Consider the following 2212-nt stretch of genomic DNA (forward strand, 5'->3'; position numbering starts at 1 on the left):
CATCGGATAGGACGGAAGCCTTGCGGCTCCCGCCCCTCCTCAGAACCGTACGAGCGAGTTTCCCCGCATACGGCTCAAGCACTCTGTAAGACTCTTTTGAGGAGTCCGGAGATTATTGGCTATTTGGCTGTACAAGGCGAATATTGCTAGCCTTGCTCCGCATGACAAAGTATTGTTTATATGTTGGATCATAAGGAGTTGCATGCCCTTTGATCTTTATATACCGTACTCTGGCCACGTCTACCATACGTAATAGATACACGGTGGCTTTATTGCCGGTGATATCTATATATTGCACAGAAAAATTCCAGTTGCGCTTCTTGGTAGATCGGATGTATTTCTTCTTGAGCCATTTCACACTTTTATTTGGATGTCGTCGACGCATCCAGCGTGTCAGGGCATTGAAGACGACGTAGTCAATCTTGTAGAAGGTTTCGGCAGACTGTATGTAGCGATGATACATGGCCCAGCCAAATATTTGCTGGTTGAGCTTTTTAATCATCTCTGCCGCCGAGTCGCCGTTGAATGATTTGACAGTTTCTTTCAGCTTGTCGCAGCAGCGTTTCACTGCTTCTTTGGCTGGTGTGATTTTCATTTTGTTGTTGTACTTGCGTACATTTTGACTCAGAAAATCGAAACCGTCTTCAATTCGGGTAATGTGCGTTTTCTCCTCGGAGAGAATCAAACCTCTTTCATGAAGAAACGCTTTTATCACCGGAGTGACCTCCTCAACCAGTATTTCTTTGCTCGCTGCGGTGACGATAAAATCGTCGGCATATCTGACAAAGTTGACCTTCTGGCCTGGTCCGGCTGCCCCATTCCTGATTGCAGCCTCCATTCCGTCCAGCGCCATGTTGGCCAATGTTGGTGAGATGATTCCTCCCTGCGGCGTACCTGCTGTTATTGGAAAAATCCTGCTTCCCTGCATATATCCACAGGACAGCCAGCGATCAAGCATATGCCTGTCTATTGGAATATTTTTCCGTAGCCAGTCATGGCTAATTCCGTCAAAGCAGGCTTTAATGTCACCTTCAAGAATCCATCTCGCAGATTGCCGTTTGGCAAGTGCGCAGAAGCACTGGCCAATGGCGTCCCGGCACGCCCTGTAGGGACGAAACCCATATGAATTAGGGTCTGCGCCCATCTCTGCCACTGGTTCCAGAGCTAGCAGATGCAGAGCCTGCTGTGCCCTGTCCTTCATGACCGGGATACCCAGAGGGCGTTTACCTTGGTTTTTCTTTGGGATGAAAACACGTCTTAAAGGAAGGGCGCGGTACCCCCGCCGAGACAGGGAAAGTGCGCCTTTCATTCTGGAAGCGGGGTCCAACCAGACCTCGCCATCTATTCCAGGAGTTTTGGCGCCCTTGTTGGTGGACACCCTTCTAACAGCCAAAAGCTTTGCATTGATGGAGTGGGTAAGCAGCCATTGCAGCGCTTTCACTTTATTCCATCTTTGCTCCTTAACCGCCTTCGCAATACGCATTTGAAGCCTTTTTACCTCGCGATAAACGACATCCCAGTTGATAAGGCGCCACGATAAAGCGTGATCTGGAAGCGCACCAGTCGCAGTGACTGTCATTTGCTTTCTCCCATCAGAAGGTTCTTCAGATTCTCTTACGAGTGAGCACCCGCCAAAATTCAGCTCCCTTTCGGGCCGGAAAGAGTTCCGTATCCTCTCCATTACAGAAAGGCTTTTGCTTGGTAAGGCGTCTTGCACCTGCAACACCATCGTCCTGCCTTACGGTTGGATTTGCCATAAATGGCGATGTTACAAGCTTACCACGTTCCACAATAAATACTGTTAACTGACTTAGGTCCACTCCGTATACCGGCGGCGCAACATCCGCGTCAGGGGTAGGCTATAAACTCCTGACCTGACCGCATACCTTTTGATCAAGCCTGTCAGCCATTTTGGCTTGTGCCTGTTTACGATACTGCAAGTGTTTGCATATGCTGACCATATCAGTCAATCCTAGCCCTAATCCGGATATGGCTTCCAGAAGAACAATCCACTCACGCTTCATGTCCTGACCTCACATCTTCTGAGATCCTCGGTACATTGTCAGGAGGGCTTCACACCCCGTCATCAGCGCAACGGCAGCATGCCTCCCTAGGATGCCGGTGGCGGAACACCGGGTTTCCACGATATTTTTTTCCACGTGGAAACATATATTTAAAGCGACTTCGTGTCGCGAATAGCCGTCAGGCTAAG

The 2212-nt window shown here is 49.3% G+C and carries 1 protein-coding gene; it reads right to left on the bottom strand.

Annotated features, from left to right (window positions below):
* Window positions 1-112: 112 nt before the first annotated feature.
* Window positions 113-1579 carry a group II intron reverse transcriptase/maturase gene (gene ltrA / locus JWJ90_RS22505; RefSeq protein WP_205229463.1) on the bottom strand — a complete coding sequence of 489 codons (1467 nt, stop codon included), beginning with the start codon at window positions 1577-1579 and terminating at the stop codon, window positions 113-115.
* Window positions 1580-2212 lie beyond the last annotated feature (633 nt).

It is taken from the genome of Desulfobulbus rhabdoformis, from assembly GCF_016919065.1.
In the GTDB taxonomy this organism is placed as follows: Bacteria; Desulfobacterota; Desulfobulbia; order Desulfobulbales; family Desulfobulbaceae; genus Desulfobulbus; species Desulfobulbus rhabdoformis.